Annotated in this window: 21 protein-coding genes and 4 tRNA genes; 21 read left to right on the top strand and 4 right to left on the bottom strand. The window is 50.3% G+C overall.

Going from position 1 to position 25,372, the window contains the following annotated elements; translation table 11 throughout:
* Positions 1 to 83 precede the first annotated feature (83 nt).
* Together purD and ACYVHB_RS05930 are read left to right on the top strand one after the other, a co-directional pair.
* On the top strand, positions 84 to 1,370 hold the full coding sequence (gene purD / locus ACYVHB_RS05935) for a phosphoribosylamine--glycine ligase (RefSeq protein WP_461050533.1): 1,287 nt from the start codon (positions 84 to 86) through the stop codon (positions 1,368 to 1,370).
* Between the two features lie 281 nt (positions 1,371 to 1,651).
* Positions 1,652 to 2,704 carry a PSP1 domain-containing protein gene (locus tag ACYVHB_RS05930; protein ID WP_461051028.1) on the top strand — a complete coding sequence of 351 codons (1,053 nt, stop codon included), beginning with the start codon at positions 1,652 to 1,654 and terminating at the stop codon, positions 2,702 to 2,704.
* A 75-nt stretch (positions 2,705 to 2,779) separates the two neighbouring features.
* On the opposite strand, the gene ACYVHB_RS05925 is transcribed toward ACYVHB_RS05930, so the two are convergent.
* The 3 genes from ACYVHB_RS05925 to ACYVHB_RS05915 all read right to left on the bottom strand — a co-directional run bounded on the left by ACYVHB_RS05925 (position 2,780) and on the right by ACYVHB_RS05915 (position 5,419).
* Entirely contained in the window at positions 2,780 to 3,196 is a 417-nt protein-coding gene (locus ACYVHB_RS05925) for a hypothetical protein (RefSeq protein ID WP_461050531.1), read from the bottom strand.
* Between the two features lie 77 nt (positions 3,197 to 3,273).
* Positions 3,274 to 5,052: a M56 family metallopeptidase gene (locus ACYVHB_RS05920; RefSeq protein WP_461050529.1), complete on the bottom strand. Its 1,779-nt coding sequence runs from the start codon at positions 5,050 to 5,052 to the stop codon at positions 3,274 to 3,276.
* A 4-nt stretch (positions 5,053 to 5,056) separates the two neighbouring features.
* The gene (locus ACYVHB_RS05915; protein WP_461050527.1) at positions 5,057 to 5,419 is read right to left on the bottom strand and encodes a BlaI/MecI/CopY family transcriptional regulator; all 363 of its coding nucleotides are present in this window, start codon (positions 5,417 to 5,419) and stop codon (positions 5,057 to 5,059) included.
* A 109-nt stretch (positions 5,420 to 5,528) separates the two neighbouring features.
* On the opposite strand from ACYVHB_RS05915, the gene ACYVHB_RS05910 reads away from it, so the two are divergent.
* Positions 5,529 to 6,005, top strand: coding sequence for a gliding motility lipoprotein GldH (locus ACYVHB_RS05910; protein ID WP_461050525.1), 477 nt, complete (start codon positions 5,529 to 5,531; stop codon positions 6,003 to 6,005).
* Positions 6,006 to 6,012: 7 nt separating this feature from the next.
* The gene (locus ACYVHB_RS05905) at positions 6,013 to 6,642 is read left to right on the top strand and encodes a phosphatase PAP2 family protein (RefSeq protein ID WP_461050523.1); all 630 of its coding nucleotides are present in this window, start codon (positions 6,013 to 6,015) and stop codon (positions 6,640 to 6,642) included.
* A gap of 57 nt (positions 6,643 to 6,699) precedes the next feature.
* Here the strand turns inward: ACYVHB_RS05905 and ACYVHB_RS05900 are convergent, their stop codons facing one another.
* A complete protein-coding gene (locus ACYVHB_RS05900) occupies positions 6,700 to 7,209 on the bottom strand; it encodes a DUF4293 domain-containing protein (protein WP_461050521.1) in 510 nt (169 codons plus the stop codon).
* A 51-nt stretch (positions 7,210 to 7,260) separates the two neighbouring features.
* On the opposite strand from ACYVHB_RS05900, the gene mnmC2 reads away from it, so the two are divergent.
* The 17 genes from mnmC2 (at position 7,261) to rpoC (ending at position 25,288) form a co-directional block, all read left to right on the top strand.
* The gene (gene mnmC2, locus ACYVHB_RS05895; protein WP_461050519.1) at positions 7,261 to 7,929 is read left to right on the top strand and encodes a tRNA (5-methylaminomethyl-2-thiouridine)(34)-methyltransferase MnmC2; all 669 of its coding nucleotides are present in this window, start codon (positions 7,261 to 7,263) and stop codon (positions 7,927 to 7,929) included.
* An 88-nt stretch (positions 7,930 to 8,017) separates the two neighbouring features.
* Entirely contained in the window at positions 8,018 to 8,608 is a 591-nt protein-coding gene (locus ACYVHB_RS05890; protein WP_461050517.1) for a thioredoxin family protein, read from the top strand.
* 149 nt (positions 8,609 to 8,757) lie between these two features.
* Positions 8,758 to 10,845 carry a M13 family metallopeptidase gene (locus tag ACYVHB_RS05885; protein ID WP_461050515.1) on the top strand — a complete coding sequence of 696 codons (2,088 nt, stop codon included), beginning with the start codon at positions 8,758 to 8,760 and terminating at the stop codon, positions 10,843 to 10,845.
* Between the two features lie 88 nt (positions 10,846 to 10,933).
* Complete coding sequence (locus ACYVHB_RS05880; protein WP_461050513.1) at positions 10,934 to 11,461, top strand: hypothetical protein; 528 nt, start codon at positions 10,934 to 10,936, stop codon at positions 11,459 to 11,461.
* A gap of 156 nt (positions 11,462 to 11,617) precedes the next feature.
* Positions 11,618 to 11,700 (top strand) — tRNA-Tyr (locus ACYVHB_RS05875).
* Positions 11,701 to 11,714: 14 nt separating this feature from the next.
* A tRNA-Gly gene (locus ACYVHB_RS05870) sits at positions 11,715 to 11,787 on the top strand.
* Between the two features lie 91 nt (positions 11,788 to 11,878).
* Positions 11,879 to 11,950 (top strand) — tRNA-Thr (locus ACYVHB_RS05865).
* A gap of 140 nt (positions 11,951 to 12,090) precedes the next feature.
* Positions 12,091 to 13,278 (top strand): elongation factor Tu, encoded by a 1,188-nt coding sequence (gene tuf, locus ACYVHB_RS05860; RefSeq protein ID WP_461050511.1) that lies wholly within the window; start codon positions 12,091 to 12,093, stop codon positions 13,276 to 13,278.
* Between the two features lie 179 nt (positions 13,279 to 13,457).
* Positions 13,458 to 13,531, top strand: a tRNA-Trp gene (locus ACYVHB_RS05855).
* Between the two features lie 14 nt (positions 13,532 to 13,545).
* A complete protein-coding gene (gene secE, locus ACYVHB_RS05850; RefSeq protein WP_461050509.1) occupies positions 13,546 to 13,737 on the top strand; it encodes a preprotein translocase subunit SecE in 192 nt (63 codons plus the stop codon).
* An 85-nt stretch (positions 13,738 to 13,822) separates the two neighbouring features.
* The gene (gene nusG, locus ACYVHB_RS05845; RefSeq protein WP_461050507.1) at positions 13,823 to 14,383 is read left to right on the top strand and encodes a transcription termination/antitermination protein NusG; all 561 of its coding nucleotides are present in this window, start codon (positions 13,823 to 13,825) and stop codon (positions 14,381 to 14,383) included.
* Between the two features lie 152 nt (positions 14,384 to 14,535).
* The gene (gene rplK, locus ACYVHB_RS05840; protein ID WP_461050505.1) at positions 14,536 to 14,979 is read left to right on the top strand and encodes a 50S ribosomal protein L11; all 444 of its coding nucleotides are present in this window, start codon (positions 14,536 to 14,538) and stop codon (positions 14,977 to 14,979) included.
* 26 nt (positions 14,980 to 15,005) lie between these two features.
* The gene (gene rplA, locus ACYVHB_RS05835; protein ID WP_461050503.1) at positions 15,006 to 15,704 is read left to right on the top strand and encodes a 50S ribosomal protein L1; all 699 of its coding nucleotides are present in this window, start codon (positions 15,006 to 15,008) and stop codon (positions 15,702 to 15,704) included.
* Between the two features lie 3 nt (positions 15,705 to 15,707).
* Positions 15,708 to 16,238: a 50S ribosomal protein L10 gene (rplJ, locus tag ACYVHB_RS05830; protein WP_461050501.1), complete on the top strand. Its 531-nt coding sequence runs from the start codon at positions 15,708 to 15,710 to the stop codon at positions 16,236 to 16,238.
* A gap of 64 nt (positions 16,239 to 16,302) precedes the next feature.
* On the top strand, positions 16,303 to 16,686 hold the full coding sequence (gene rplL, locus ACYVHB_RS05825) for a 50S ribosomal protein L7/L12 (RefSeq protein WP_461050499.1): 384 nt from the start codon (positions 16,303 to 16,305) through the stop codon (positions 16,684 to 16,686).
* Positions 16,687 to 16,935: 249 nt separating this feature from the next.
* Positions 16,936 to 20,805, top strand: coding sequence for a DNA-directed RNA polymerase subunit beta (rpoB, locus tag ACYVHB_RS05820; protein ID WP_461050497.1), 3,870 nt, complete (start codon positions 16,936 to 16,938; stop codon positions 20,803 to 20,805).
* A gap of 112 nt (positions 20,806 to 20,917) precedes the next feature.
* Positions 20,918 to 25,288, top strand: a complete 4,371-nt coding sequence (gene rpoC, locus ACYVHB_RS05815) for a DNA-directed RNA polymerase subunit beta' (protein ID WP_461050495.1) — start codon at positions 20,918 to 20,920, stop codon at positions 25,286 to 25,288.
* Positions 25,289 to 25,372 lie beyond the last annotated feature (84 nt).

Genomic DNA, 25,372 nt, shown 5'->3' with positions numbered 1-25,372 from the left:
AGTCAGTTGGCGAGACAGTCGGTTAGTAACTGGCTAATTCGTTAACTGACTAACTCACCAACTGCCCGACTCACTGACTGTTTATGAACATACTAATACTGGGTTTGGGTGGGCGTGAGCACGCGTTTGCGTGGAAATTAGCGCAAAGCCCGTTGTGTGATATGCTCTACGTGGCTCCGGGTAATGCTGGTACGGCCCAAATTGCAACTAACCTGCCAATCAATTTTTCCGATTTTCCGGCCGTTGCTGACGCCGTCCGGGCGCACAGCGTTGATCTGCTCATCATTGGGCCAGAGGAGCCATTAGTGAAAGGGATTGTCGATTTCATGCGTCAGCAACCTGATCTGGCTAATCTATGGATGGTAGGACCTGATGCGAGAGGAGCACAGTTGGAGGGTAGCAAGGATTACTCGAAGCAATTCATGCAGCGCTATGGCATTCCAACAGCCTCCTCGCAAACCTTTACGGCTGCCACGCTGACCGACGGCCTGACTTATCTCGAGACTCACCCGTTGCCAATCGTACTTAAAGCTGATGGTCTGGCAGCAGGCAAAGGGGTCATCATTGCCGAGACACTGGCCGACGCTCAAGCCGCCCTTCGCGACATACTCGACGGACAGAAATTTGGCGAAGCGGGCAGTAAGGTTGTTGTGGAGCAGTTTTTGCGCGGTATCGAGTTGTCGGTATTTGTACTGACCGATGGCGAACACTACAAAATTCTGCCCGAAGCCAAAGATTATAAACGTATTGGTGAAGGTGATACAGGATTAAACACGGGCGGCATGGGGGCTGTTTCGCCAGTGGTGTTCGCCAGTGAAACATTCCTGCGTAAGGTTGAGGAAAAAGTTGTTAAACCCACGTTGGCCGGTTTGCAGCAGGAAAACATCTTTTATCAGGGATTTATTTTTATTGGATTGATGAAGGTAAACGGGGAACCGTTCGTTATTGAATATAATGTCAGAATGGGCGACCCCGAAACAGAGGTCGTGCTGCCCCGAATTCAGAATGATTTTGCCGAGTTGATGGTGGCCACGGTTTCGGGAAAGTTAAGCAGTATTACCATGCAGGTGTCGCCCCAAACCGCCGTAACAACAGTAGTGGTGGCGGGTGGGTACCCCAACGCATATGAGAAAGGTCATATCATCTCGGATCTGGGGCGCTTGGATGATATAATGGCGTTCCATGCCGGAACGATGGCCCAAAACGGTCATATATTGACCAACGGGGGGCGGGTGCTGGCCCTGACGGCTCAGGCGAACTCGCTCGAAAACGCCGTTCGCAAATCGCAGGAAGCGGCCCGAACGGTGCAGTTTGATGGAAAACAGTACCGGAAAGACATTGGACTTGACTTGATCCGGTACGCTGACTGATTCAGAGTTAGTAGTTTGTGGTTCTTAGTTGGCTAACGTAAAGCAATCGTGCCATTCCGCCGATGCGTCAGCCAGCTACGAATTACAAACCACTGACCATAAACATATAAACTATGTCATGTAAATCCTGTGCAACCGGTGGGTGTGGAACCCAACGCACAGCGTCCACTGCGGCCGACGGCTCTACGCCAGTTGTTGCCGTGGCGGGGTGTTCGAGTGGGGGGTGCAGCACCGGAGGCTGTAATAAATTGAATTCGTTTGACTGGCTGAGTGACATTGCAATGCCAGGAAAAGGATATGATGTTGTTGAAGTGAAATTTAAAGGTGGGCGGAAGGAATATTACCGCAACGTCCATCAGCTCGACCTGACGACGGGCGACTACGTAGTGGTCGAAATGCAGTCGGGATTTCACCTTGGGGCCGTGTCGATGCAGGGTGAACTGGTGCGGCTACAAGTGAAAAAGCGAGCCGTCAAAATCAACGACGACACGAAAGTGATTCACCGCGTTGCTACGCAAAAGGACCTTGACCGGCACGAACAGGCCGTTCTACGTGATCTGCCCGCGCTGTATCGCTCCCGCGAAATCGTCCGCGAACTGAAGCTGAATATGAAACTGTCCGACGTAGAATTTCAGTCGGATAACACGAAGGCAACATTCTATTACTCGTCTGAGGAGCGGGTTGATTTTCGAGAACTGATTAAGATGCTGGCGGGTGAATTCAAAGCCCGGATCGAAATGCGGCAAATTAGTCTGCGTCAGGAAGCGGGGCGGCTTGGTGGTATTGGCTCCTGCGGGCGCGAACTCTGCTGCTCCACCTGGCTCACCGACTTCAAGAACATTGCGACCTCAGCGGCCCGATATCAAAACCTGTCGCTCAACCCAGCGAAATTGTCTGGTCAGTGCGGGCGGCTCAAGTGCTGCCTGAATTATGAACTGGACACGTACATGGACGCTCTGCGCGACATTCCGGCCATTGAAAAGCCACTTGAGACCCAGAAGGGCCGCGCTTGGCTGCAGAAGACCGACATCTTCCGTAAGTTGATGTGGTTCGGCTACAGTTCGGAAAGCACCTGGCACCCGCTCCCCATTGCACGAGTGACCGAAATTCTGGAGCTGAACAAGCTGGGCATAATCCCTGAGTCGTTTGACGTGCTGACACCCATTGGCGAGAAGGAACCTATTGTGCTGGCAGCTCTGAACAGCGATCTGCAAAAGTTAGATGCGAAGTATGCGACACGGAGTAGCGGCAACAAAAAGAAGAAAAAAAAGCCCAGGGGCGGGGGAAACGCTAACGGCAACGTGCCGAAACCAACCCCGACCGGAACTGCTTAAACACAAACAGTCCCAACCAATATCAAATTGGTTGGGACTGTTTGCTTTGTGGGTATATATTCTTCGGATAAAAAGCTACGGCCTCAACCCTATCTTCGTCGTAATAAGCACCATACCGTTTCGGACGTTTTTTCCGTAGAGCGCAACAGCCCGACTGCCCTCCAGTACGCTCACCGACGCTACATTCTGTTGGCTCAATGCCCTTAGTTGACCAGCAGTGGCACCCTTCCCATTTACAACATACATCGGCGATCCACGGAATTTAGCTCGTAACCAGGCCGGAGCGGCTTTGCCAACGGCCGGACTTTGTGCAGGCAACTCGTTGAAACGCTTGTCGAGCCGGGTGCCAGGCATAATAATCGGTGCGGGAGCTTGACGAGATATAGTTTTGGGCTGTTGGGTCGCTCTACAAGGGAGCGTATCGGGTGTGATGCCTGACAACGCGGCTGATCCTGCCATTAGAACGAGCCAAAGCGAGAGAAATGATTTCATAGTCGTGTACGTACTGCTTGATGCAAAACGACTGTTGGATGGGAAACGCACCGTGACGTTTAGTCCAGAAGTAGACCCTAAAAATCGCCCGAATAAAACGGGCTAAACACGTAATAGGTACTATCGCGTTTCGCCCGCTTGGGAGTTGTTTGAATGTAAAGTACGAACCGGCGCTTGCGGTCAGTACCGTCGACCCACTCCTCAAACGACCGCTCATTAGCGTATAACCGGTCTACCTCCCGAACGTGTACGCTCTCAATATCTTTTGGTTTTACGGGCAAACCGTTGATGTACAAATCAACATCGGTTTTATAGTCATCGTAGAGCGTCAAGTGATCGTCTTTCGTACGCTTAACGAATGTGAGTTTGTTGCTAAAAAAAGTGGCTTCCAGCAGCTTGTTCATTGAAAATGTACTCGCTTTGCCAAGTGGGTAGTCGGAAACCGCTGCGGCTTTCAGGTATTTTGCCCATTGGGAGCGACGTGGGCTGGTAACCGGCGTTTTGTGCGTGGTGCTGATAAAGATTCGGTACGATTCGGGGTACTTCTCAGCACCGGCGGCATCGTCCCATTTTTGATAGACAAATAAATCAGCAACCTCCTCAAATCGCAGCGCTGATAAAGCTTTTTCGGGCGATTCCGATTGTTGGCCGTTGATAAACACCTTCGCGCGCTCCCCATCCGGTAGCTTCAGTGCCAGTCGGTCGTTTCGTAAACAGAGGATACTGGGATAATGGGTAAATGGAATGATGACTACCCGCCGTCCGTTAATAATTTCGGTTCGTTCCTCATTCTGCACTTTACCAAACAATGCAGACTGCCGAATCCAGGGCATACCTGGCGCATCCAGTTCAGCGGCTAACCGTCGGGTCGAATTCGTTAGGGGAGCATTGGAGTTTATCCGTTTCATTACGAACTGGTCATCTTCTCTTTTATGACGGCAAGCCAGCATTCCAACGCCTATTAACAGTGCCCCCAACATTGCGTACCGTCCCCAAGCTCGATAGCTGGATCGTTGGCGGTTCATCATGCCAACGCGGTGACGTAGCGAGAAGTAGCTAAAATGGTTATTGATAGTCGACCAACCAGCCGACAAACTGACTTTCACTAAGTTGTACTGATACGCTTTCGGGTCGATGCCTTCGGCTAAAACTGCCCGGTCAGCGCTGAATTCGACAGTCTGATGCACCATCTGACGGAACAGGTAAGCCGCCGGGTTGAACCAGAAAATGATGCTTACTAACTCAGCCCCAATCATGTCGACGCTGTGCCACGCCCGAACGTGAACGCGCTCATGCCGCAGAATCTGTTCCAGTTCGTCCGGCTCATGGTGGTCGGGATTCAGTACAACCCAGCCGAAAAACGAAAACGGCGAGGTCACCGCATCATTCCTCAACAGCGTAAAGTCATCGTACGGCTCATGCACCGACTGCCAAATCAACCGCATAAGTGACAGGAGCCGAACCCCAAATCGAATCAATAACATAATGACCACAGCCACATACAAACCAAGTAGTCCCTGTTGCCACGACCAATCAGACGTAATAACCTGTTGCGGGAAGGCCGGGTATGTCGGGCCATTGGGAAACGTAATTGTTACATCGGGCTGCGATACGGGCGGGGAGGGCAACACCCTCGGCACAATTACCCGCGCTGTGCGCTGCATTACCGCCCGTACGGGTTGCGGTCGCCAGTCGGGGAGTTCCAGCAACGGTAGCACGAGTGAAACCATCAGCCCCAGCCAAAGTACCAGTCGGTTGGCCTCAAAAAATGTTTCCCGCCGGAGCAACGCATAGAACGCAGCACTCACAACCGCCAGCAGGCCGTTAACCAGCACAACGTAACGCAGCGTTTCCATAGCCTTATTTCTTTTGTTCGATCATCGCCAAAATTTCCCGCAATTCATCCGCTGAAATCTTCTCGTTTTGGGCAAAGTAGCTGACTAAGTTCTTGTACGAATTGTCAAAATACTCCCCTACTACTTTCTTGATTACGAAGCGGTTCTGGTATTCTTCCTTGCTGACAATGGCGTAATACTCGTGTGTGTTGCCATACGCCCGGTGGCCGATGTAGCCCTTCTCTTCAAGATTACGGACAATGGTCGATACGGTGTTGTAATGCAGGGGCGGGTTGGTAAAATGCGGCACCATGTCTTTCACATAACCTGGCTCCATTTTCCAGAGCACCTGCATTACTTCTTCTTCTTTAGCAGTCAATTTTTCCATAGAACAAACCTAAAACTATTTCTTTCGTTTGCAAACTATCTGTGTAGTTTTTTCTCATTTGAAAAGCCAACTGTCCCATCGTAGCTTTGTATCTATGGTCAGGTACAGGATGAAACGGTTTGGAGTAGCAGTGTTTGTGGCATTGCTGACCTTCGGCTGCGATACAAATGCGGTATATAGCGAATACACCGACATTGAGGATGGTAAATGGTACATTAAAAATGCGCCTTCATTCACGTTCGACATTCAGGACGCATCAGTGCCGTACAATATCTACTATAACCTCCGCAACAGTTTATCCTACGGCTACTATAATCTATACCTAACCCGTTACCTGCGCGATGCCAGCGGCAAAGAGCTCGAATCCCGGCTCGACGAATTACTATTAATGGACCCCAAAACCGGCAAACCTAACGGTAGTGGTCTGGGCGATCTGTTTGATCATAAATTTTTGGTGAAGCGCAACTACCGTTTTCCAAAGCCGGGCCGGTATAGTATGCAGATTCGTCAATACATGCGGCAGGACCCATTGCTGAATATTCTGAGCGTTGGCATTACCGTCGAGAAGGCCGGTCCCGCCAACTAATTCGCCGATGCTATTTACTTTCTTTCGTAGAAACCGAGTCTTCTTCCTGCCCTATGCGTTGCTGTTGCTCACAGTAGGCGTTCTACAGCTACAATACACGCAGGAGAACCTGATGCAGTGGGTTAATGTCCGCAATAGCCCCGTCGCCGACGTTTTTTTCACCTACACGACCTACTTCGGCGATGGGGCGTTTTTCGTAATTAGTTGCGTTATTCTGCTTATCTACAACCGGCGGCTTGGCGCGATGGCATTTGCCAGTTTTGCCCTCTCCTCGTTAACATCCGTGTTTTTGAAGCAGGTTGTCTTTCCCGAACGGCTAAGGCCGTTAAAATTTTTTGAGCATTCTACGTACCAATACCGAATTATTGAAGGGCTGAATATTTACAGCTACAATAGTTTTCCGTCGGGCCATACGACTTCGGCTTTCGCCTTATTCAGCTTATTGGCGTTCATCGACAACCGGCGGGGACGGGGCTGGCTGTGGCTGTTGCTGGCAGCCCTGACGGGTTACTCGCGGGTCTATTTATTCCAGCACTTTGTGGAGGATGCGTATGTCGGCTCGCTCATCGGTACGACTGCGTCGGTCCTTGTTTACCTAACCATGCGCCGGTGGGTAAGCAGCCAGTCGGCCAGTTAGTCAGTTGATGAGTCAAATAGTACTGATTAACTGGTCGACTGGCTAACTTACATTCTTCTACCGTATCCGATCTGACCCACGCACCAGCTTTTCGTCCCGTCGGACAAATCGGTTAGCTAACGCATTGAACACCAATGCGGCAATGATAGCATAAAACCCTGGTAGAAACTCTCCCTGGTCGGCAGCGTTGCCATAGGCTTTACCCGCGTAGAGCGTCCGGTAAAGAACGATACCCATAATAGCCGTTAGCATCAGTGCATTAACCGCGCACAAGCCGGTCTGCGTGAGACGGTTGCGGTATTGAGAAATGGCGTAAAGCGACGACAAGGCTACCAAGGCCAATAACAATCCTAAATACCAGACAGATGTGATGGTTGTGGTCGGCGATGTTGAGGAAGGAACGCCGGGCTGTTGGGCAATTGCCTGTTGTTCGCTGTATTGAAGAGCCGTTAAATATGCCATCTCCATTGACCCTGCACCTGATTTCTCCCAAAGCGGGTTGGATAAAGCGACACCCATGGCGACGACGATGAGAAACAAAAAGATGGTTTGAACGCGTTGAATCATTAGTGATACTTGTGTTTTGAAGCGCAAAAATAGCCTAAATTTCCGTAGCCCATGAACCCAACTGTTCGCGTTGTGCTGACTGCCGATGGTTCGCACACCGTGCTGAACGAGACCCTGGGTAAGCCCTACCATTCCGTTCATGGCTCCATTCAGGAATCTCAGCGTGTGTACATCGAGATTGGTTTGCAGGCTGCGCTCGACAAATTTCCAGACGACGAACTCCGTATTTTTGAGATGGGATTTGGGACCGGCCTGAACGCATTGCTGACCACCCGCGAGGTCGAGCTACGTCAACGTCAGGTACACTACGTTGCCATCGACGCCTACCCGCTACCGCTGACTGATACCCGTCAGCTCAATTTTGATGAACTGCTTGGTACATCGTATCTGCCGATTCTGCATGAGTCGCCGTGGAATCAACCGGTGGCTATTACATCATACGTTACGCTGACGAAATTGGCAGGGATGTTGCAGGAACTACAAACGGAAGACCGTTTTCACCTAATCTATTATGATGCCTTTGCCCCGTCAGCTCAGCCTGACCTTTGGGAAGCGGACATTTTCCGACAGGTAGCCGAATTACTTATTCCCGGCGGTATGCTAACTACCTATTGTTCGAAGAGCTACGTACAACGTAACATGCGGACCGCCGGTCTGATCGTTGAAAAACATCCTGGCCCGTATGGCAAACGCGATATTCTGAGAGCGGTAAAACAGTAAAGCGGCCTGCCGGTAAGACGTTACAAATTGCGAGATCAGACAAATTTTATTCACTTCAACGCGTTATTCATCAGTAAAACATCAAGCTATGAATCGTTTGCTCCTCTTTTTTGCCGCCTTCGTGCTGCTCACGTTCGGCGCCTTCCGAACGACTTTGCCTATTGAACTACTCCGTTCGGCAGATCCTGCGCCCAAACGAATCAAGTGGCTAACCATCCAGGAGGCTTACGTGCTGACCCAGAAAACGCCCAAAAAATTTGTTGTTGATGTGTACACCGACTGGTGTGGCTGGTGCAAAGTTATGGACCGGGAGACCTTCTCAAAACCCGCTATTGTCGATTACGTCAACGAGAATTATTACGCAGTTAAGCTTAATGCTGAGCAAACCGGCGACATCAAGCTGGGTAAGCAAACGTTCAAATATGTTAGTGGCGGAAGCCGGGGCGTTCATGAATTGGCGGCTGCGCTCATGAAAAACCAGATGAGCTACCCCACGACGGTTTTTTTAGACGAAAAATTTCAACTGATTCAGCCCATTCCTGGCTATCTGGAGCCACGTATGTTCCATCAGGTTATTACTTATTTCGGTCAGAACTACCATCAGAAAGAATCCTTTGATCAATATAAAGCTGGTACATACGAAAAGTCGTTCCGAGGATCACTAACGGCAGGAAAGTAAACAGTCAGAATAGTATCAGTAGGGCATAAATCGAGCGGATAAAAATGGATAGGTTATCCGTTTTTATCCGCTCGATTCGTCTTATAGGTGGTCTGTGTGCTGCAATTCGTTATTTTTACATCCTTCGTTAACCTGATTTTACTGAATACATGAATCAACGACTGATTTTTCTTTGCGTTATCTTGCTCGTTCCCGGCCTGCTGTTTACTTCAGCCAGTTCAGCGACGCCCCCAAAAAAACCGGCTCCTCTGCCCGGTGCGCCCCCATTCAAGTTTATTGACTCGCAGAACATGGATCAATCTGTGAAACCGGGCGATAATTTTTACCAGTATGCGAATGGAAACTGGCTGCGCCAAAACGCTATTCCAGCGTCCAAAACCTCATGGAGCAGCTTTAACATATTGCGCGAGAAAAGCCTTGATGCCATGAAGGTTCTTCTCAAAGATGCGTCCAAGTCCACCACGAAAGGGCGGCTTTACCAAATAGTGGGTGACTATTACGTCAGCGGCATGGATAGCGCGGCCATTGAGAAGCGTGGTTTCGATCCCATTAAACCCGATTTGGCCCGCATTGATAAGGTCAACACTAAAATTGATTTCCTAAATGAACTGGCTTACCAGCGGACGCAGAGCAATGGTATGTTGTTTGGCTTCTCGGTGGCTCAGGATCGTAAGAACGTTACCAAATACGTACCACAGCTCAGCCAAGGCGGCATTACGCTCCCCGACCGTGATTATTACCTTAAGAGCGATGCCCGCAGTCAAAAAATCCGCGATGCATACCGCGATAACCTGACTAAAATGTTTGCCCTCATTGGTGAGGAACCAACTCAGGCTTCGCAGGATGCCGACGTAATTATGCGCGTCGAAACGGCGCTGGCGAAGGCCCAGATGCCTCGCGTAGAAATGCGCGACCCCTATAAAACGTACAACAAATTCGCCGTGGCTGAATTCGGCAAGCAAACACCTGGCATTAATTGGGCCGATCAACTGACAAGATTCGGTGCTAAAGGTCAGGATACGGTACTGGTGCAGAACCCGGCATTCTACCGCTCGCTCGACAGTCTCGTGTCGGCTACGCCCATTGAGGAGTTGCGAACGTACATGCGCTGGAATATCCTCAAAGATGCGGCTCCGTATCTGAGCAACACCTTTGTTAAACAAAATTTTGCGTTCACGAAAGTACTATCTGGCCAGAAGGAACAAACACCCCGCTGGCAGCGAGTCAGTGGCCTGATCGACGGTACACTTGGCGATCTGCTGGGTCAACTGTACGTGCAGCGTTATTTCAAGCCCGAAGCCAAACAGCGAATGCTCACGCTGGTCGACAATCTGGAAGCGTCGTATAAGGAACACATCAAAAACCTCGACTGGATGAGCGAGGACACCAAGAAAAAGGCATTGGTGAAACTGCTGGCTTTCAAACGAAAAATCGGCTACCCCGACAAGTGGAAAACGTATGACGGTGTGTCTGTCGCCCGAGATGACTTCTACGGCAACGTGCAGTCGGTGGGAAAGTGGTCGTACAACTACATGATTAATCGCTTGGGCAAGCCAGTCGATAAAACCGAGTGGGGCATGACGCCCCCAACCGTGAACGCGTACTACAGCCCCGTTAACAACGAAATTGCGTTCCCGGCGGCTATTCTACAGTTTCCATTCTACGATTACGATGCCGACGATGCTGTCAACTACGGTGGTATTGGTGCGGTAATTGGCCACGAGATGACCCACGGCTTCGACGACTCGGGGCGGCAGTACGACGCCGACGGCACCCTTCGTGACTGGTGGACCAAAACCGACGCGGCTAATTTTAAAGAACGTGCTGATCGGGTAAAAGAGCAATTTTTTGGCTTCAAAGTGCTCGACTCACTAAAAGTAAATGGTCAGCTAACTTTGGGCGAAAATCTCGCTGACCTGGGCGGGTTGGCCATTGCCTACGACGCATTCAAAAAAACGGCGCAGGGTCGGGCCACGCTTGGTAAAGCCAATCAAAAGAAAAGTTTGATCGATGGATTCACGCCTGATCAGCGATTTTTCCTGTCGTGGGCACAGGTATGGCGTAGTAATCAGCTTCCTGAATCGACCGCGCAACGAATTTTAACCGATTCTCATGCGCCCGACATGTATCGTGTCAACGGTCCCTTGTCAAACATCGACGCCTGGTATCAGGCCTTTAACGTCCAGCCCGGTGATAAAATGTACAAAACAAAAGAGCAACGGATTAAAGTCTGGTAAGAGTAAATCAATTTTGGAAAGATGCACATAAGAGTACATGCATCTTTCCAAAATTGATACCAGCGCATACTTGTAAACACTCCCGACTATGCCACGAATTTCCATTGTGTTCCTGCTGGTCATTACCTTGTCATGTCAAACAAAGCCGAAGCAGGAAGCCTCCTCATCGCCCCCCCCCGTGGATAGCGCGGCAATCTTCGCCAAACGACCTGGTCCTGATACTCCTCGGTCAGCCGCTGACAGATTAATAAGGGCGCTGTATTTTGAGCACAGTAAGAAGGAAAATCCACTATTGGAAAAGAACAATCGAGCGTTGATTGACCAGTTCTTCGCAAAATCTATTGCAGACCTCATCTGGCGCGATGCGCTGGCGTCGCCCGGAAAACTGAAACGGACGAAAGTTAATCCGCTTTTCAACGCACCAAATGAAACAATCAAGAAAACATGGGTACTTCCAGCCGTCGTTGCAGGGTCACGGGCGGTGGTGTACGTGACGTTCGAACGGAACATTAAACCCGAGGAAATCCGCATCGACATGCAGCAAATAGCCGGACGGTGGCGAATTAAGGATATGTTTTATCCTGACGGTAAGCAACTAACCCAACTTTTACAATAATAGCCAGTTGTATAGTATGCCTTGGTTTGACTTTAGCAACTAATCAACTAATTCACCTTTTTTTTAAGTCATTTGTTGACAACACCACAAAACCTCCTAATTTTGCAACTCCAAACCCAAAACGGGTGCGGAACGTGTTCTTTACAAGTACTTTTTGGGGAGTTTCCAGAGTGGCCAAATGGATCAGACTGTAAATCTGCTGGCGTACGCCTTCGGAGGTTCGAATCCTCCACTCCCCACAGAAAGTAAGTAAGCGGAAGTAGCTCAATTGGTAGAGCGATAGCCTTCCAAGCTATAGGTTGCGGGTTCGAGACCCGTCTTCCGCTCTATTAATGAAGAATAAATAACGCAAAATGCATAATGCTCTTGAAGCACCTATTATTCATTTTGCGTTATGCATTTCCATTACTAAAACAAGCCGTTATAGCTCAGTGGTAGAGCACTTCCTTGGTAAGGAAGAGGTCCGGGGTTCAAATCCCCGTAACGGCTCAGGACTTCTCCGCGAAGTCTTTTTACGTTTTAAGCCGCAGCGGCATCTACTCTCGCAAGGGATGATCTCGTCGGCTTAAATTGCCGTTTAACGAGTTCATTCAAAAACAATCAACAGTTCACAATAGCGTTTTAAAAACATGGCAAAAGAGAATTTTGACCGCTCGAAACCGCACGTTAACATCGGTACGATTGGTCACGTTGACCACGGTAAAACGACGCTTACGGCTGCCATTACGAAAGTGCTGGCCGGAAAGGGTCTGGCCGCAATCCGGGACTTCTCCTCGATCGACAACGCTCCTGAAGAAAAAGAGCGCGGTATCACTATCAATACATCGCACGTTGAGTACTCGACTGTTAACCGCCACTACGCGCACGTTGACTGCCCAGGCCACGCTGACTACGTAAAAAACATGGTTACGGGTGCTGCTCAGATGGATGGCGCTATCCTCGTGGTAGCGGCAACGGATGGGCCAATGCCACAGACGCGTGAGCACATCCTGCTCGCCCGTCAGGTTGGTGTGCCTCAACTTGTTGTGTTCATGAACAAAGTGGACATGGTTGATGACCCGGAACTGCTCGAACTCGTTGAAATGGAAATTCGCGAGCTGTTGAGTTTCTACAACTTCGACGGTGACAACATTCCGGTTATTCAGGGTTCGGCGCTTGGTGGTTTGAATGGCGATGCCAAATGGGTGGCAACTATCGAAGAGTTGATGCAGAATGTGGATGATTTTATTCCGCTGCCTCCGCGTCAAACAGAACTGCCGTTCCTGATGCCGGTTGAGGACGTGTTCTCGATCACGGGTCGTGGTACGGTAGCAACGGGCCGCATCGAGCGGGGTATTATCAACTCGGGTGAGCCGGTTGAGATCCTCGGTATGGGTGCCGAAAACCTGAAGTCGGTTGTGACGGGTGTTGAAATGTTCCGGAAAATTCTGGACCGTGGCGAAGCCGGTGACAACGTAGGTTTGCTGCTCCGTGGTATCGAAAAAACCGATATTCGCCGGGGTATGGTAATCTGCAAGCCAGGTTCGGTAACACCACACGCTAAATTCAAAGCTGAGATTTACGTACTCTCGAAAGAGGAAGGTGGCCGTCACACGCCGTTCTTTAACAAATACCGTCCTCAGTTCTATTTCCGCACCACCGACGTAACGGGCGAGATTGTTCTGCCAGAGAACGTTGAGATGGTGATGCCGGGTGACAACATCACGATTGATGTGTCGCTGATCAATAAAATCGCTATGGAAAAAGGCCTGCGTTTCGCTATTCGCGAAGGCGGCCGTACGGTTGGCGCTGGTCAGGTAACGGAGATCCTCGATTAAGCAAATAACTCAGAACAAGTGCATTTCTTCGGAGGTGCACTTGTTTTTTGAGATTATTTCGTACTTTTGCAGTCCGAAATTCGGATTGAAACGGTAAGACGCTGGTGTTAGAAAAAGCGGTCAGTTGTTAACATGATCGTCTATCCAACTTCCGGCGTTTGTCGTCTACCACAGGTTATACGGGTGTAGTTCAAGGGTAGAATAGCGGTCTCCAAAACCGTTGATGGGAGTTCGAATCTCTCCACCCGTGCCAATTCCTTACACAGAATGGATAAGTTTATTTCGTTTCTGAAAGCTTCCTGGGAGGAGGTTCAACACAACGTAACCTGGCCTAAATTCAGCGATCTGCAGTCCAGTTCTACGTTGGTACTGATCGCTTCAATCATTTTTGCGCTAATGGTCGGGTTGATCGATTTGGTGTTTGAGAATGCACTGAACGCGTTTTATCAGTCATTCTAAATTAGTGTTTGAGTTTATAAAAGGTCTGTGTGCTTAGTTACGATAGAAACGCACAAACCAAAAAAACTCAAAAACTTGTAACTATATGAACGGCATACAGTGGTACGTCATTCGGGCGGTGTCGGGACAGGAGAAGAAGATCAAATCCTACCTCGATAACGAGATTATCCGGCAAAAGTTAGACGAAGTAATTCCGCAGGTTCTTATCCCAGCGGAAAAGGTGTATGAAATGCGCAACGGCAAGAAGCGCGTTCGGGAGAAGTCATTCTTTCCGGGCTACATTCTTATTTCGGCTGATCTGGGTAATAATCGCGCCCTCGACATGATCCTGAACATGCCGGGTGTATTGGGTTTCTTAGGTAACTCACAAGTTGGCACAACATCGAAAGTACCTGTACCACTGCGTGAGGCCGAGGTGAATCGCATCCTGGGTAAGGTAGAGGAGGAAACTCAGGAAGTAGCGACCAGCACCGTTGCCTACCTCCGGGGTGAGTCCGTAAAAGTAGTTGATGGCCCATTTGGCGGGTTCATTGGAACCGTAGAAGAAGTATTCGACGACCGGAAGAAATTGAACGTCGTCGTGAAAATATTTGGCCGGAATACCCCGGTAGAACTCAGTTACGCGCAAGTAGAGAAGGAAAGCTAAGGGCAACCTAACTTTCAATCGGTCGGGCGTCTCATGCTTCCCTCAGGAGACAAACGGCCACAACAGGTGAGTTGATGCCGACGAATGCTGGTGTGTGAATGTGACGGATCACCCAGTAGGTAGCAGGCAGCAGTCACAAATTAATCAAGACAATGGCAAAAGAAGTAGGTGGCTATGTAAAGCTGCAAGTCAAAGGCGGGCAAGCCAATCCCTCTCCTCCAATCGGTCCGGCGTTAGGTTCCAAAGGTTTAAACATCATGGAATTCTGTAAGCAGTTCAACGGCCGGACGCAGGACAAAATGGGGACGGTGTTACCAGTTCTGATTACGTATTATAAGGATAAGTCCTTTGATTTCGTCATCAAAACCCCGCCCGCACCGATACTGCTGATGGAAGCGGCCAAGCTGAAAGGCGGCTCCGCTCAACCAAACCGGAACAAAGTCGGTACTGTATCGTGGGATCAAATTCGGACCATCGCTGAAACGAAGATGCCCGATTTGAATGCCTTCACGGTTGAATCGGCGATGAAGCAGGTGGCCGGTACGGCCCGCAGCATGGGAATCACGGTGACGGGTGCAGCGCCATTCCAGAACTAAACAGACTTGCCGAAGCAAACACACACATGGCTAAGTTAACAAAAAAACAGAAGGAAGCTCAGTCGAAGTACGACGCTGCCAAAGAGTATTCGCTTGCGCAGGCAGCCGATATTCTGAAGGAAATTTCGTACACTAAATTCGACGCTTCCGTGGATATTGACGTCCGGTTAGGCGTTGACCCGCGTAAGGCCGACCAAATGGTGCGTGGCGTTGCTACGTTGCCCCACGGTACGGGCAAAACGGTTCGCGTTCTGGTGCTTTGCACCCCGGACAAGGAAAACGAAGCAAAAGAGGCTGGTGCCGACTTTGTGGGCTTAGATGACTATATTCAGAAGATTGAGCAGGGCTGGACGGACGTTGACGTGATTATCACGATGCCGAACGTCATGGCTAAAGTTGGTCGTCTGGGTAAGGTACTGGGGCCACGTGGTTTGATGCCGAATCCAAAATCAGGCACGGTTACGCCCGACGTAGCCAAAGCCGTTCGTGAGGTGAAAGCCGGCAAAATCGACTTCAAAGTCGACAAAACGGGTATCATTCACACCAGTATTGGTAAAGTATCGTTCACGCCGGATAAACTGGTTGAAAACGCGCAGGAAGTAATTGCCACACTCATGCGTTTGAAGCCGTCATCGGCCAAAGGCACATACGTGAAAACGATCTACCTGTCGAGCACAATGAGTCCGGGAGTAACCATCGACAAAGGCACAGTAGCCGGAATTTAAGCCATGAAACGCGACGAAAAAGGAGTAATGATTGAAGAGTTGACGGGCAAGTTCCAGTCAATTCCCTTCTTCTACATCACGGAAGCCAATGGCATGACGGTTGCTGAAACAAACAACCTCCGTCGGATGTGTTTTGAGCGGGGTATTGAGTACAAAGTGGTGAAAAACACGTTCATCAAAAAAGCACTCGAAACCCTCGAAGCGGATTTTACTCCCTTCAACGACACGGTCTTGCAAGGTCAGTCGGCGGTGATGTTTCATCCAACTAACGGCAAAGAACCAGCAAAACTGATCAAAGAATTTCGCAGAACAAGCGATAAACTTCAACTGAAAGGCGCATCAATTGATACAAGCCTATTCATTGGGGCGGATCAGCTTGATACGCTTATTGCGCTGAAAAGTCGTGAAGAGTTGATCGGCGAAATAATTGGCCTGTTGCAGTCGCCTGCAAAAAACGTCATTTCGGCGTTGCAGAGTGGTGGCAACAAACTGGCTGGCATCCTCAAAACGCTGTCGGAGCGCGAGGAAGCATAATAAATGTGGGGCCTCGTTCCGCATCTTCATCTTATTGTATCACAATCAAATAGAGAATACGACAATGGCAGATTTGAAAGCGTTCGCTGAGCAGCTTGTAAGCCTAACGGTTAAAGAAGTTAACGAACTGGCTACTATCCTGAAAGACGAATATGGTATTGAGCCGGCTGCTGCGGCTCCTGTAATGGTAGCTGGTGGTGGCGGTGGTGCTGATGCTCCGGCGGCTGTTGCCGAAAAAACGTCTTTCGACGTCGTCCTGAAATCGGCTGGTGCCGCTAAACTGGCCGTAGTAAAATTGGTGAAAGACCTGACGGGTCTGGGCCTGAAAGAGGCTAAAGAATTGGTCGACACAGCGCCGAAGGCAGTTAAAGAAGGTGTTAGCAAAGACGAGGCTGAAGGCCTGCGCAAACAACTCGAAGAAGCTGGTGCTGAAGTAGAAGTAAAGTAAGCAAAGCCCTTTCGTATATCGCTCCAGGCAGGGGAGGCCGGACCATCGTCTGGTCTTTTCCTGTTTGGAGACTTTTTTGTCTATGCCCTTGCAAAAGACAAACTTATTCGTATTGCATTACGTTGTCTATTTATGCTCCACGGGTCGGGTGACGCCCAGAGCCTGATAGACCGCTTAGTTCGAGTGCCGTTGCAAATCCTCGCAACGTACTTATAGAGAACCGGTTACGTAACTAAACGAAACACAATCTTGGCTACAAACGCGAAAATCAGTACGCGCAAAAATTTTGCGACGATTCAGCCAGTGATTGGGTATCCTGACTTTTTGGATATTCAAGTTAAATCCTTCAAAGATTTTTTCCAGCTTGACACGCCTTCCAACCAACGGTCGGAAGAAGGGCTGTTTAAAGTTTTTCAGGAAAATTTTCCAATTTCTGACTCCCGCGAAAATTTCAAGCTGGAGTTCATTGATTATTTGGTTGATCCCCCCAAGTATTCGGTTGACGAATCCATTGACCGGGGATTGACATATTCGGTGCCCCTGAAAGCGAAACTGCGCTTGTCAAACAACGACCCCGACAACGAGGACTTTGAGACGATTGAGCAGGAAGTGTTCTTGGGTAACATTCCGTACATGACCGAGAAAGGTTCGTTTGTCATCAACGGAGCCGAACGGGTGATTGTTTCCCAGTTGCACCGTTCGCCGGGCGTGTTTTTCTCGATGAGCAAACACACCAATGGCACCAAATTGTACTCGGCGCGGATCATCCCGTTCAAAGGCTCGTGGATCGAGTTTTCGACGGACGTGAACAACGTTATGTACGCGTACATTGACCGGAAGAAGAAATTTCCAGTCACGACGTTGCTACGCGCCATCGGGTTTGGTTCGGATAAAGACATTTTGGATTTGTTCGGCTTGTCGGAAGAAGTACCGGCAACGCCTGCTAACCTGAAAAAAGCTATTGGTCGTCGGTTAGCCGCCCGGGTGTTGAAAACCTGGACGGAAGACTTCGTGGATGAGGACACCGGCGAGGTGGTTTCCATCAGCCGGAATGAAGTGCTGTTGGAGCGCGATTCGGCTATCAAAGCGGATGATATTGATGTAATTACAGAATCGGGGCAGAAGTCAGTCATCCTGCACAAGGAAGACATGAACATGGCCGATTACAACATCATTTATAATACGTTGCAGAAGGACAGTTCCAACTCGGAGAAAGAGGCCGTCGAGCAGATTTACCGGCAACTCCGAAACGCCGATGCACCTGATGAGCAGGCAGCCCGCGAAATTATTCAGAGTTTGTTCTTTTCTGACAAGCGGTATGATCTTGGCGACGTTGGTCGGTATCGGATCAACAAAAAGCTTGGTCTCGAAATCTCGTCCGAGATGAAGGTGCTGACCACACAGGACATTGTGTCCATTGTGAAGTACCTGATCGGTCTGATTAACTCGAAAGCCGTTGTGGATGACATTGACCACCTGAGTAACCGACGCGTTCGGACCGTGGGAGAGCAATTGTACTCCCAGTTTGGCGTGGGTCTGGCGCGAATGGCACGGACAATTAAAGAGCGGATGAATGTTCGGGATAACGAGGATTTTAAACCCGTTGACCTGATTAACGCCCGGACGCTGTCGTCGGTGATCAATTCGTTCTTCGGCACTAACCAGTTATCGCAGTTCATGGATCAAACCAACCCGCTGGCCGAAGTAACGCACAAGCGTCGGATGTCGGCGCTGGGACCGGGTGGTCTGTCGCGGGAGCGGGCCGGTTTTGAGGTTCGTGACGTACACTATACCCACTATGGGCGGTTGTGCACCATCGAAACGCCGGAAGGACCGAACATTGGTTTGATCTCGTCGCTTTGCGTCTATGCCAAAATCAACAGTATGGGCTTCATCGAAACACCGTATCGGATCATCGAAAACGGCAAGGTGTCGATGGATAAGCCCGTGATGTACCTTACGGCGGAAGAGGAAGATACGCACTATATTGCGCAGGCCAACGCTGGTATCGACAAGAAAGGCAACTTCACCGTCGACCGACTGAAGGCCCGCTTTGAAGGCGACTTCCCAATTGCCGAGCCGCAGAATGTGACGTTCATGGACATTGCCCCGAACCAGATTGTTTCGGTGGCCGCGTCGATGATTCCGTTCCTCGAACACGACGACGCTAACCGCGCCCTGATGGGTTCGAACATGCAGCGTCAGGCGGTGCCGTTGCTCCGTCCCGAAGCGCCGATTGTGGGCACGGGTTTGGAGGGTCGTGTCGCGGTCGATTCGCGGACGTTAGTTATTGCTGAAGCTGATGGTGTCGTTGAGTTTGTTGATTCAAGCAAGATCATCGTTCGGTACACACTTGACGAGGATCAAATTGCCGTGTCGTTCGACGAGGATCGCAAGACGTATAACCTCATCAAATTCCGTCGGACGAACCAGGACACGTGCATCAACATTAAACCGACGGTGCTGAAGGGCCAGAAGGTGAAGAAAGGTGATGTGTTGTGCGAAGGCTATGCGACGCAGGCAGGTGAGCTGGCATTGGGTCGGAATATGAAGGTTGCCTTCATGCCGTGGCAGGGCTACAATTTTGAGGATGCTATTGTGATCTCGGAGCGTGTGGTGCGTGAAGATATTTTTACGTCGATCCACATCGAAGAGTTTGAACTGGAAGTGCGCGACACCAAGCGGGGCGAAGAGGAACTGACCTCTGAAATTCCAAACGTGAGCGAAGAAACGGTTCGTAACCTCGACGAAAGCGGCATTGTCCGTGTGGGTACGGAAGTGAAAGAAGGCGACATCCTGATCGGAAAGATTACGCCGAAGGGCGAAAGCGATCCGACGCCGGAAGAAAAACTGTTGCGGGCCATCTTCGGCGATAAAGCCGGTGATGTGAAGGACGCGTCCAAAAAAGCACCGCCATCCTTGAAGGGCATTGTTATTGACACCAAGTTGTTTGCGCGTCCCGCCAAAGAAGACCGGGGTAAGCACAAAGACGAAGTGAAGGTGCTGATGAAGAAGTACGGTCGTGAGCTGAATGACTTCCGCGCCCGTATGGTCGACAAGATGGTTGAGTTGCTGGATGGTAAAACGACTTTGGGCGTCAAGCACAAATTTGGTGACGACGTTGTCAGCAAAGGCGTGAAATTTTCCCGTAAGAATATAACGGAGAACCTGTTCCCGGACAAGAACAATTATCGTGACGAAAGCACCTACGCCGTTCCGGAAGAAGCTAATCTGCTGTCGGATTTGAACTTGGAGGGCTGGACTGATGACGACAAGCTCAATAAGATGATTGTTGCTCTGATAAAGAACTTTAACAATCGTCGGAGTGAAATCACGGGGCGGTTCAAGCGCGAACGGTTCGCACTCGAAGTGGGTGATGAGCTTCCAGCGGGTATCGTGAAACTGGCTAAAGTGTACATCGCTAAGAAGCGTAAGCTGAAAGTAGGTGACAAGATGGCTGGTCGTCACGGAAATAAAGGGGTAGTTGCCCGGATTGTGCGCGATGAAGATATGCCGTTCCTTGAAGATGGGACGAAAGTCGATATTGTACTGAATCCGCTGGGTGTACCGTCCCGGATGAACCTTGGGCAGATCTACGAAACCGTACTTGCTTGGGCTGGTCAGAAGCTGAATCGTAAGTATGCAACGCCGATTTTCGACGGAGCGACCGAGCAGCAGGTTGTTGACGAGTTGAACGAAGCGGGTTTACCATCGTTCGGCCGGACGTACCTTTATAACGGCTTGACAGGCGAACGTTTCGATCAGCCGGTGACGGTCGGCATCATTTATATGCTCAAACTGGGACACTTAGTGGACGACAAGATGCACGCCCGCTCGATTGGACCTTACTCACTTATTACGCAGCAACCGCTGGGTGGTAAGGCACAGTTTGGTGGTCAGCGGTTCGGCGAGATGGAAGTATGGGCGTTGGAAGCCTTCGGCGCTTCGCATATCTTACAGGAAATTCTGACCGTAAAATCAGATGACGTGGTCGGCCGTGCGAAGGCATACGAGGCCATCGTGAAAGGCGAAAACCTGCCGAAGCCTAACATTCCTGAATCATTCAACGTACTCGTTCACGAGCTGCGCGGTTTAGCACTTGAAATTACGCTTGAGTAAAGTGGTTTGTAGTTTATAGTTCGTGGTTTGTGGTTGGCTAACGCCAGAAGAACTACAAACTACGAAATATAAGCTATGATCTGCTCTTTTTAACTACTATAATCTCCAACCAATGTCGTTCAAAAAGAACAAGAAACTCAACAGCGACTTTGCCACTGTGACCATCAGTCTGGCATCGCCCGAGTCCATTCTGGAGAGTTCCTACGGCGAAGTGACACAGCCGGAGACAATTAACTACCGGACTTACAAACCCGAGATGGGTGGCTTGTTTTGCGAGCGCATCTTTGGGCCGGTGAAGGACTGGGAATGTCACTGTGGAAAATACAAGCGGATTCGCTATAAAGGCATTATCTGCGACCGCTGTGGCGTTGAAGTGACTGAGAAGAAGGTACGCCGGGAGCGGATGGGCCACATCGAATTGGTGGTGCCCGTTGCGCACATCTGGTATTTTCGCAGTTTGCCAAACAAAATTGGTTACCTGCTTGGCCTTTCGACAAAGAAACTCGATCAGATTATCTACTACGAGCGGTACATGGTGGTACAGCCTGGGATCAAAGCCGAAGACGGTATCAACCAATTAGACTTCCTGACGGAAGACGAGTACCTCGATATTATTGACAAATTACCAGGTAACAACCAGCACCTCGACGATAAGGACCCAAACAAATTCATTGCCAAGATGGGGGCCGAGTCACTGGAAATGCTGCTGTCGCGCGTGAATCTTGATGAATTGTCGTATTCGTTGCGTCACGCGGCTGCTACCGATACGTCGCAACAACGTAAGGCTGAAGCGCTGAAGCGTTTAAAAGTCGTAGAAGCGTTTCGGGAAGCGAACGGCCGGATTGAGAACCGTCCCGAGTGGATGATTATCAAGATGGTACCGGTTATTCCGCCCGAACTGCGTCCGCTCGTCCCCTTAGACGGTGGCCGGTTTGCTACGTCCGACCTGAATGACTTGTATCGTCGGGTTATTATCAGGAACAACCGCCTGAAGCGACTAATCGAAATCAAAGCGCCGGAAGTAATTCTGCGTAATGAAAAGCGAATGTTGCAAGAAGCAGTCGATTCGCTGTTCGACAACTCGCGGAAGGTGAATGCCGTTCGTTCGGAAGGCAACCGGGCGCTCAAGTCACTGTCCGATATGCTGAAGGGCAAGCAAGGCCGGTTCCGGCAGAACTTGCTTGGTAAGCGCGTTGACTACTCAGGCCGTTCGGTTATTGTGGTTGGTCCTGAGTTGAAACTGCACGAGTGTGGTTTGCCGAAAGACATGGCGGCTGAGTTGTTCAAGCCGTTTGTGATTCGTAAACTCATTGAGCGGGGAATTGTCAAGACGGTAAAGTCGGCGAAAAAAATCGTTGACCGGAAAGATCCTGTGATCTGGGATATTCTAGAAAACGTGCTGAAAGGACACCCCGTTCTGCTGAACCGGGCACCAACGCTGCACCGCTTGGGTATTCAGGCGTTCCAGCCGAAGCTCATCGAGGGAAAAGCCATTCAGTTGCACCCGCTTGTCTGTACTGCCTTTAACGCTGACTTTGACGGTGACCAGATGGCCGTTCACGTGCCCCTGGGTCAGGAAGCCGTGCTGGAAGCGTCACTGCTAATGCTGGCATCGCACAATATCCTAAATCCTGCCAACGGTGCGCCGATTACGGTGCCGTCGCAGGACATGGTACTTGGTTTATATTACGTGACCAAAGGCCGTAAGAGTATCCCTGAGTACCCGATTACGGGCGAGGGCATGACGTTCTACGGTGCTGAAGAGGTTATCATCGGCATCAACGAGGGCAAGGTTTCCAAGCACGCCAACATTAAGTGCCGGGTGAAAGTCCGGGACGAAAACGGTGAGTTGGTTTTCAAATTGATTGATACGGTGGCTGGTCGGTTGTTGTTTAACCAGGCAGTGCCGGAGGAAGTAGGCTACATTAACGAACTGCTGACGAAGAAGAAGCTGCAACAAATTATTGCGCTGATCTTTAAAATTTCGGGTGGCGCACGGACGGCTCAGTTCCTTGATGAGATCAAAGAACTCGGTTTTCAAATGGCGTTCAAGGGTGGTTTGTCTATCGGTTTGAGCGATGTTATGATTCCCGACGCCAAGCAGGGATTGGTGGCGGAAGCACAAGCCGAAGTACAGACCGTCTGGGATAACTACCTGATGGGTCTGATTACGGAAAACGAACGCTACAACCAGGTTATCGACATCTGGACGCGGGTAAACTCGCGCCTGACCGAGACGCTGATGAAGCAGCTCGAAGCCGATCAGGGTGGTTTCAACTCGATCTACATGATGATGCACTCGGGGGCCCGCGGTTCCCGTGAGCAGATTCGGCAGTTGGGTGGTATGCGGGGGCTGATGGCTAAGCCGCAGAAAAACCTGCAGGGCTCAGTGGGTGAGATCATTGAGAATCCGATTTTGTCGAACTTCAAAGAAGGTCTCGACGTGTTGGAGTACTTTATCTCGACGCACGGTGCCCGGAAAGGCCTAGCCGATACGGCATTGAAAACTGCTGATGCTGGTTACCTGACCCGTCGTCTGCACGATGTAGCACAGGACGTTATCATTAGCGAAGACGACTGTGGCACGTTGCGTGGCTTGCAGGTGTCGGCGTTGAAAGACAACGAAGATGTCGTAGAACCCTTATCGGAACGTATCCTAGGCCGGACTACGGTTCACGATATCTATGATCCATTGCTTAAAGACGGCAACGGCAAACCGCTGTTAATTCTTGCCTCTGGCGAACTGATTACGGAGGAAGTGGCCGCGCAGATCGACGAAACAAGCATAGAGACCGTCGAAATACGGTCGGTGTTAACGTGCGAATCGCGGCAGGGCGTTTGTGCTAAATGTTACGGTCGTAACCTGGCGTCGGGCCGGATGGTCGACATTGGTGAAGCAGTTGGCGTAATTGCCTCGCAGTCGATTGGTGAACCGGGTACGCAATTAACGCTGCGGACGTTCCACGTAGGTGGTACTGCATCCAACATTGCCGTTGATGCGTCGATCAAAGCGAAATTCGATGGACTCATCGAGTTCGAGGAAATGCGGATGGTTGAAACACAGGATAATGAAGGCAATCCGCAGACGGTCGTCATGGGCCGTTCGGGTGAGATTCGTATCGTGAATCCTGCTGACCGTAACGTGGTCCTGATTAGCAATAACGTTCCGTACGGTGCATTCCTGCGGGTGAAAGACGGTGATATGGTGAAAAAAGGCGACGATATTTGCGCCTGGGATCCTTATAATGCTGTGATTCTTTCGGAACTAACGGGTTCGCTGTCGTTCGATGCGGTAGAGGACGGCATTACTTATCGCGAAGAGTTCGATGAACAGACAGGTTTTCAGGAGAAAGTGATTATCGAAACCCGCGATAAAGCCAAGAACCCGGCTATCGTCGTCAATGGCACCAGTACGCTGTTGCTTCACCTTGAAGCGGTTACTGAGGGTGGCCAGTTACAAAAAAGCTATAACCTGCCGGTTGGTTCACGTCTCGTGGTCAAAGAAGGACAGGCGATTAAAGCCGGTCAGCCACTGGCAAAGATTCCGCGTAATGTGGGTAAAACCCGTGATATTACCGGTGGTCTGCCACGCGTGACTGAATTATTTGAAGCCCGGAACCCGTCGAACCCAGCCGTGGTAAGCGAAATTGACGGCGTTGTAACCTACGGTGCTATCAAGCGTGGTAACCGCGAAATCTTCATCGAATCGAAAGACGGTACAAGGAAGAAGTATTTGGTTCCGCTCTCTAAGTTTATCTTGGTGCAGGATAACGACTTTGTGCGGGCTGGTGCTCCCCTGTCCGACGGGGCTATCACGCCGAGCGACATTCTGGCAATCAAAGGGCCCACTGCCGTTCAGGAGTACTTAGTGAACGAAATTCAGGAAGTGTACCGCTTGCAGGGGGTGAAGATCAACGACAAGCACATCGAAGCCATCGTGCGGCAGATGATGCAGAAAGTTGAAATCATCGACTCCGGCGACACGAATTTCCTCGAAGGACAGGTAGTTGACAAATGGGCGTTCCGGGAGGAGAATGACAAGATGCTCGATGCTAAAGTTGTGATGGACGCCGGTGATTCGGAGAACCTGAAACCGGGTATGATCGTGACGACCCGTCGCCTGCGCGATGAGAACTCCAGCCTGAAACGTCGTGACATGGCCCTCGTGACCGTGCGCGATGCAATGGCCGCCGTTTCGCAGCCGACGCTGATGGGTATCACCCAATCATCACTCGGCACGGATAGCTTCATTTCGGCAGCTTCGTTTCAGGAAACGACGAAAGTATTGAGCGAAGCGTCAATCCGGGGTAAGCGCGACGTCCTCGACGGGCTAAAAGAGAACGTAATCGTTGGTCACCTGATTCCGGCGGGTACGGGTCTGCGTCGTTACCAAAGCGCGATCATTGGCTCAAAAGAGGAACTGGAAACGATTACCGAATCGAAAGAGCAATTTACCCGGAGCAAGAAGAAAGCAACGGTGTAAAGCATTGAATAGAGTTACTATAGAAACGCCCTTGTCAGTAATGACCGGGGCGTTTTTTAATTGGTATTTTTATCGTAAGAAAGC

The sequence above is a fragment of the Spirosoma arcticum genome (genome assembly GCF_054779955.1).
This window is presented reverse-complemented; position numbering and strand designations above follow the sequence as displayed.

What these genes read in the sequence shown, in the direction of transcription:
- purD (WP_461050533.1), top strand. Translation starts at nt 84, where the DNA reads ATGAACATACTAATACTGGGTTTGGGTGGGCGTGAGCACGCGTTTGCG.
- ACYVHB_RS05930 (WP_461051028.1), top strand. Translation starts at nt 1,652, where the DNA reads ATGCCAGGAAAAGGATATGATGTTGTTGAAGTGAAATTTAAAGGTGGG.
- ACYVHB_RS05925 (WP_461050531.1), bottom strand. Translation starts at nt 3,196, where the DNA reads ATGAAATCATTTCTCTCGCTTTGGCTCGTTCTAATGGCAGGATCAGCC.
- ACYVHB_RS05920 (WP_461050529.1), bottom strand. Translation starts at nt 5,052, where the DNA reads ATGGAAACGCTGCGTTACGTTGTGCTGGTTAACGGCCTGCTGGCGGTT.
- ACYVHB_RS05915 (WP_461050527.1), bottom strand. Translation starts at nt 5,419, where the DNA reads ATGGAAAAATTGACTGCTAAAGAAGAAGAAGTAATGCAGGTGCTCTGG.
- ACYVHB_RS05910 (WP_461050525.1), top strand. Translation starts at nt 5,529, where the DNA reads ATGAAACGGTTTGGAGTAGCAGTGTTTGTGGCATTGCTGACCTTCGGC.
- ACYVHB_RS05905 (WP_461050523.1), top strand. Translation starts at nt 6,013, where the DNA reads ATGCTATTTACTTTCTTTCGTAGAAACCGAGTCTTCTTCCTGCCCTAT.
- ACYVHB_RS05900 (WP_461050521.1), bottom strand. Translation starts at nt 7,209, where the DNA reads ATGATTCAACGCGTTCAAACCATCTTTTTGTTTCTCATCGTCGTCGCC.
- mnmC2 (WP_461050519.1), top strand. Translation starts at nt 7,261, where the DNA reads ATGAACCCAACTGTTCGCGTTGTGCTGACTGCCGATGGTTCGCACACC.
- ACYVHB_RS05890 (WP_461050517.1), top strand. Translation starts at nt 8,018, where the DNA reads ATGAATCGTTTGCTCCTCTTTTTTGCCGCCTTCGTGCTGCTCACGTTC.
- ACYVHB_RS05885 (WP_461050515.1), top strand. Translation starts at nt 8,758, where the DNA reads ATGAATCAACGACTGATTTTTCTTTGCGTTATCTTGCTCGTTCCCGGC.
- ACYVHB_RS05880 (WP_461050513.1), top strand. Translation starts at nt 10,934, where the DNA reads ATGCCACGAATTTCCATTGTGTTCCTGCTGGTCATTACCTTGTCATGT.
- tuf (WP_461050511.1), top strand. Translation starts at nt 12,091, where the DNA reads ATGGCAAAAGAGAATTTTGACCGCTCGAAACCGCACGTTAACATCGGT.
- secE (WP_461050509.1), top strand. Translation starts at nt 13,546, where the DNA reads ATGGATAAGTTTATTTCGTTTCTGAAAGCTTCCTGGGAGGAGGTTCAA.
- nusG (WP_461050507.1), top strand. Translation starts at nt 13,823, where the DNA reads ATGAACGGCATACAGTGGTACGTCATTCGGGCGGTGTCGGGACAGGAG.
- rplK (WP_461050505.1), top strand. Translation starts at nt 14,536, where the DNA reads ATGGCAAAAGAAGTAGGTGGCTATGTAAAGCTGCAAGTCAAAGGCGGG.
- rplA (WP_461050503.1), top strand. Translation starts at nt 15,006, where the DNA reads ATGGCTAAGTTAACAAAAAAACAGAAGGAAGCTCAGTCGAAGTACGAC.
- rplJ (WP_461050501.1), top strand. Translation starts at nt 15,708, where the DNA reads ATGAAACGCGACGAAAAAGGAGTAATGATTGAAGAGTTGACGGGCAAG.
- rplL (WP_461050499.1), top strand. Translation starts at nt 16,303, where the DNA reads ATGGCAGATTTGAAAGCGTTCGCTGAGCAGCTTGTAAGCCTAACGGTT.
- rpoC (WP_461050495.1), top strand. Translation starts at nt 20,918, where the DNA reads ATGTCGTTCAAAAAGAACAAGAAACTCAACAGCGACTTTGCCACTGTG.